The following is a 4,498-nucleotide window of genomic DNA, read 5'->3' on the forward strand; positions in this document are numbered from 1 at the left end:
GATGGACGCCATGCATGTCTGTCGGCCGGGACCAGGCGGCTTGCGGCCATACGGTTGCGTCGTGTCCTTCGACCTCAACGCCGTGCTGAACGGCGAACCCGATGTTGTGAGCAGCAGCGACGCGCTCGTTCAGGAGGACGTCGTACGCTCATGCCGGGACAACGCGCCGAACTTTGCCCGGCTCGGCGGGTCCCCGACCTCATACATCAGCACCAGTCTGTGAGAGGCCCTCGACCGCGTGCTGCCCGTCGATCCCTTCCGGAAGAGGGCACGGCGGCACGGGGGACGGCCGTGTACGGCATGCTGCGGCTCCTCACCGCGAGAACAGGACCGTGTAGGCGGCTCCTGCGATGGCCGGACCTGTGCCGGGTTGAGCCTTCTCCCAGGTTCCGGGTTCATGCCGCTTGTTGGGGAGTGTGACATCGCCGTCGGCTCCGGGCGGCGGCGTCATGCCGGGTGGATGAGGCGGCTTTCGTAAGCGAAGACCACGGCCTGTACCCGGTCGCGGAGTTCGAGCTTCTGCAGGATCCGCCCCAGATGGGACTTCACGGTCGCCTCCGCGAGGTAGAGGGCGGCCGCGATCTCGGTGTTGGACAGGCCGCGGCCCACCTGGACGAGCACCTCGCGCTCGCGGGCGCTGAGCCGTCGCAGCCACTCGTCGCGGTCGGCGCTGCTGCCGTCGGGGATGTGCGGGCAGAAGTTCTCCAGCAGACGGCGGGTGATCCGCGGGGAGACCACCGCGTCGCCCGCGGCCACGCTGCGTATGGCGGTGAGCAGTTCCTCGGGCCTGGTGTTCTTCAGCAGGAAGCCCGAGGCCCCGGCCTTGAGTCCGGCGAAGGCGTATTCGTCCAGGTCGAAGGTGGTGAGGATCAGCACTCTGCTGTGCGGGGAGATCCGGACGACCCGTCGGGTCGCCTCGATCCCGTCGGTTCCGGGCATCCGAACGTCCATGAGGACGACATCGGGGCGCAACTCCCGGGCGAGGCGTACGGCCTCCGTGCCGTCCGCGGCCTCGCCGACCGGTGCCATGTCGGGCTGGGCCTCCAGGACGGTGCTGAAGGCCATGCGGAGCAGCGCTTCGTCGTCGGCGATCAGGATGCGGATCGTCATGCGGATACCTCTCCGCTGCTGCCGAGGAAGAGACGGGTATGGACTCCCCAGCCACCGCTCGGAAGCGGTCCGGCCCGCACCTTCCCCCCGTAGGCGGCCGCGCGCTCGCGCATGCCGGGGATGCCGTGGCCGGACGCCGTGGCGCCGGGGAGTGACGGGCAGGGGCCGCTGTCGGTGACGTCCACTGTGACGGTCTCGGCCGAGCACTGCACCCGGACCTTCGCGTGTGTGCCGGTGGGTGCGTGCTTGAGGGTGTTGGTCAAGGCTTCCTGTACCACGCGGTAGACGGTCAGTTGTGCGGTGGCGGGAATGTGGGTGTGGCCGCCCTGGACCTCGAGGCGGGTCGGCAGCCCGGCGGCGCACATCTGGTCGGCGAGGGCCTCCAGTTGTGCGATGCCGGGCAGCGGGTGGCGCTCCGCGTCCGGTTCGTCGGTCCGCAGGACTCCCAGGGAGCGCCGCATGTCGGTCAGAGCCTGCCGGCCTGTCTCGGAGATCTGGAGCATCACGGTGGTTGCCTTGTCGGGCGACCGGTGCTGCGCGTAGACGGCGGCGTCGGTGAGCGCGACCATGACGGACAGGTTGTGGGTGACGATGTCGTGCATCTCCCGGGTGATACGTGTCCTTTCCTCGGCGGCGGCCAGCCGTGCCTGCTGTTCCTGCTCCTGCTCCAGGCGTGCGGCCCGTTCCTCCAGGGCCGCCAGGTAGACGCCCTTGGTCCGCACGTTCACACCCAGGACGGCGGCGGCGACGGCCATCGCGGTCGCCGCGACGAAGGTGGTGGGAAATGCTCCTTCCGCCGCCCAGCGCAGACAGGCCAGCAGGACCCCTGCCTCCACGAGGGCACCGGCGACAAGTGTGCCGCGCCGGCCGGAGTTCGCGGCCACCGTGTACAGCGCTACCAGCAAGGCGATGTCCGCCAGCAGTTGGACGTCCATCAGCCACTGGACGAAGGCCGCGGCTGCAACCGCGCCGAACACCACAAGCGGGGCCCGGCGCCGCCACACCAGGGGCAGCGCAAGGGCGGTGGTGAGGGCCACGGCCACTGGCAGTTCTTGGGGCAGGCGCGTGGTCATGATGTTGACGAGGAGCAGCGTCGGCAGCAGCGAGTCCCACACCATGGGCGGCAGCCGGGAGCCCCAGTGCCGGGCGGTACTCACCAGGCGCGCCGCACGTGCGGAGGCCAGGTCGGCGTACCTCGTCAGCCGTACCCGGTCCTGGTCACGCACCGGGTGGCCCTTGCCGTGCTCTGCGGCCGCCTCGGTCATCACACGTTCCTGTCGATTCAGCATCATGGTGGCCCCGGCCGGGGCCGCCACCGCGTACAGCCGGAGCCGGGCCGGGTACGGGGAGCGAAGCCCCGGGCTGCCCCGGCGTGTACCGCGGCCCCGTCACGGTCCACGGTAGGCCGCAGTCCGACGGAACACATGAGTCCACCGTCTGATGACACCGTGCCGAGATACGACCGCAGGAGGAGTCCCGTTACCTCCCGCGGTCGCAGAGCGGCCGCTGACCCGGCGTGCTCGATTGCGACTCCGGTTGCACAGGCGGTATGCCTGGATGCGACTCCGGTCGCCCAGGGACATGCGTCTGATGGCGACTCCGGTTGCACGCGATGGCGACCCGGGACCGATGCGGCAGCGCGTACCCCGCGCCGAGGATGGCCGGGTGACCGAGATCATCACGAGACTTCAGATGTCCCCCCTGGAAACCCTTGCCCTGCTGGGTGCCGTCGCGCTGGTGGTGGCGCGCTGGCTTCCGCCCGCCGCCCGCCCACGCGTCACGATCGCGGCGGGAGCGGTCTTCGTGCTGTCCGCAGTCGTGCTGAGCGTGGCGGGGATCCGCTGGCAGATGCTGCCGGTGCTGGCAGGCGCTGCCTTCGCGCTGCCGTTCGCCGTCCCTCCTCTGCTGCGACGACGTACCGGCCGGCCGGCGAGGCGGGCCCGATGGTGGCTGGCGTTGCCGGGATCGGTGGCCTGCGTCGGCCTGATCGCCGCGGGCCCGGCGGCCGCCTGGGCCTTTCCCGTACCCGTGTTCCCCGAGCCGTCGGGCCACTTCGCGGTCGGCACCCGGGTGATGCAGTGGACCGACCCGCACCGCCCCGAGACCGCCACCGCCGAACGCGGCGACCGGCGCACGGTCGTGGTCCAGCTCTGGTACCCCGCCCGGAAGAACCCCGCAGGCGCGCGGCGGGCCCAGTACCTCGGACGCACGGAGCACGAGGCGCGCACCGTCTCCGACGCCCTCGCGCGCTATGCCGGCCTGCCCGGCTTCCTGGTCGACGGCGTTCCGCGTGCCCACACCCGTTCGGTCTTCGACGCCCCGGTGGTCGGCAGGGGCGGACGGTTCCCGGTCGTACTGTTCTCCCCGGGGCTGGGGGGAGTGCGCACCCAGAACACCGCCTGGGCGGAGGAACTGGCCAGCCACGGCTATGTGGTCGCCGCCCTCGACCACCCGTACGACTCCGCCGCCGTCGTCCTCACCGACGGCCGAACGGTCAACACCAAGATCGCCTCCACCGGCGACGACGACAAGGACGGCGAACTGGCCGTCGAAACAACGCGGGTCCGGGCCGCCGACCTCAGCTTCGTCCTCACTCAGCTGGGCCGTCTGGACCGAGGTGAGATCGCGGGCCCGCTGACCGGGCGCCTGGACACCGGCCGAGCCGCGGTGACCGGCCACTCCCTGGGTGGCGGTGCCGCCCTGCAGGCAGCCCGCCAGGACCTCCGGTTCGACGCCGTCATCAATCTGGACGGCTACCCCCGCGACCCCGACCTGCGCTCCTTCCGCCAGCCCGCGCTCGCGCTCACCCAAGCCATCAGCCCGGAAACCGACCCGCGCTACCTGCCTCGCCTCACCAAGGTCCTCAAGCTCAGCACCGCGACGAGCTACCGGCTCACCGTCCCCGGCGCCGCACACCTCACCTTCATGGACGGCCCCCTGTACCTGCCGCCGGTGCCCTCGGCAGTCGGGTCCCTGGGCCGCACCGAGAGCCCGCGCGTCGTCGCCGCAGCCACTCTCGCCTTCCTGGACACCACCCTGCGGCACACACCCGGTGACCTGGCCGGCGTTCTGTCGGCCCACGGCGACCTCAGCGTCTACCGCCCGGGCAACAGCCGCTGATCAGCTGTGCCGCGGCAGCCGACGGCACGGCCGTTCCCCTCCCCTGCCAGAGTGCCGTCCGCGGTGTGGCCCCCGCCGCGGACGGCACAGTTCAGGGACGGCTTGCCCTCCAGACGTCGCCTGTGGTCACTGAGGTTTTCAGGGTGGAGTCGGTGGCGTGGGTGCCAGGCTGGTGGAGGTGAGGCAGCCGTCGACCAGGTGGCATCGGAGTGGGATTCTGCGTGATGCGCGGCGCAGTGTGCGTTCGAGGTCGTCGGGTGTGCCGGAG

The 4,498-nt window shown here is 71.2% G+C and carries 4 protein-coding genes; 2 read left to right on the forward strand and 2 right to left on the reverse strand.

Going from position 1 to position 4,498, the window contains the following annotated elements:
• Positions 1–223: hypothetical protein (locus ACWDZ4_RS34940; RefSeq protein ID WP_451512407.1), on the forward strand; the 223-nt coding region annotated here is incomplete at its 5' end.
• A 224-nt stretch (positions 224–447) separates the two neighbouring features.
• Here ACWDZ4_RS34940 and ACWDZ4_RS34945 read toward each other — a convergent pair.
• Together ACWDZ4_RS34945 and ACWDZ4_RS34950 are read right to left on the reverse strand one after the other, a co-directional pair.
• Positions 448–1,110 (reverse strand): response regulator, encoded by a 663-nt coding sequence (locus ACWDZ4_RS34945; RefSeq protein WP_451512408.1) that lies wholly within the window; start codon positions 1,108–1,110, stop codon positions 448–450.
• Positions 1,107–2,375: a sensor histidine kinase gene (locus tag ACWDZ4_RS34950; RefSeq protein ID WP_451512409.1), complete on the reverse strand. Its 1,269-nt coding sequence runs from the start codon at positions 2,373–2,375 to the stop codon at positions 1,107–1,109. Before ACWDZ4_RS34950 ends, ACWDZ4_RS34945 begins: the two co-directional genes overlap by 4 nt.
• A gap of 364 nt (positions 2,376–2,739) precedes the next feature.
• Here ACWDZ4_RS34950 and ACWDZ4_RS34955 point away from each other — a divergent pair, with 364 nt between their 5' ends.
• A complete protein-coding gene (locus tag ACWDZ4_RS34955) occupies positions 2,740–4,230 on the forward strand; it encodes an alpha/beta hydrolase family protein (protein WP_451512410.1) in 1,491 nt (496 codons plus the stop codon).
• Positions 4,231–4,498: the final 268 nt, after the last annotated feature.

The sequence above is a fragment of the Streptomyces sp. NPDC003016 genome, assembly GCF_053591455.1.